Origin of the sequence: Microbacterium sp. B24 (assembly GCF_000333415.1) — a bacterium.
Lineage (GTDB): Bacteria > Actinomycetota > Actinomycetes > Actinomycetales > Microbacteriaceae > Microbacterium.
Window position 1 is genome coordinate 1 of the sequence record NZ_BADB01000398.1, and the last position, 1057, is coordinate 1057.

Sequence of the window (1057 nt, forward strand, 5' to 3'; positions counted from 1 at the left end):
CCGCGGCATCCATTCCCGCTCGCGCGGCCGAAATCGGCTCGCGCTGCGTTGATTTGAGGAGCGGATGCCGATATCGGCAGCGCGAGCGCGGTCAGCGCAACACCGGATCGCGGGAATGGGGCCGCGGCTTGGTGCTGCGCAGGCCGTCGGCGGTGAGGATGTCGTAGACGCGTTGCGGGCGGTCGGCGTCGGTGGCTTCGAGGCGCGAGAACCCGCGCACCTCGCGGCGGATCTCGTTCTCACGGTTCTTCTCGTCGATGACGATGGCCGCAGGCGTCCGCCCCGCCGTGTATTCGGGACTGAGATACTTCCCACGCCCGTCGATCTCGAGCCAGTGATCGGCATCCGGGAAGTACAGATCGCCGTACACCAGCCGACCGCTGCGCAGCACGCGCCGCTCCTGCAACCGCGTCGGCGGAAACCCGAGCGCCGCCACCAGCAGCCGCACGTGGGTCTCGCGGACGTTTGCCGACAGCGGTGCCGACGATGCGAGCGCACGGCGCGCACGAGCATCGCCCCGCATGGGCCTCTTGTCGTCGAGGAGCGCTTCGATCTCGGCCGCTGTCGTGAGCGCTCCTCCGGTGCGTCCGGTCCACAACGCCTGATCGATCGCCGTCACTGCGCGCAGGAACGGCAGCAGACGGGCGATATCCAGTGCGGTCTGGGCGGGAGTGGTGATCCGGTGGCGCCCGAACGGCACCGACATCCGTCCATCGCGCCCGAGCGCTCGCCGCGTGATCGCTCCTCCAGAGCGACCGCCTGTGGCGCGGTCCACCGTCACCTCGACCCGCGTCGGCCAGGCGCCGAGCACATCGATGCCCCACACGGCCGCCGCCGCGAAATGCGAAACGAGCGCGGGAGCGCGTACCCGCGCCATCACCTCCTGGACCCGAAGGCAGTGCTGCGCCACGGGCGACAGCTGCCGCCAGTCGGCGCCCATGACGAATGCCCCAGGCGCGACGCGCACCCAGGTGCCGTCCGCCAGCATCCGCCGTGCGTGCCGATCGTCCAGCGGTTCGCGCAGTTCGACTCTAGAGGATCCCCGGGTCCGAGCTCG

The 1057-nt window shown here is 70.5% G+C and carries 1 protein-coding gene; it reads right to left on the bottom strand.

Annotated features, from left to right (window positions below; translation table 11 throughout):
* Positions 1-91 precede the first annotated feature (91 nt).
* A partial coding sequence (locus I5I_RS17645) for a hypothetical protein (protein WP_239640109.1) occupies positions 92-1057 on the bottom strand: 966 nt, incomplete at its 5' end.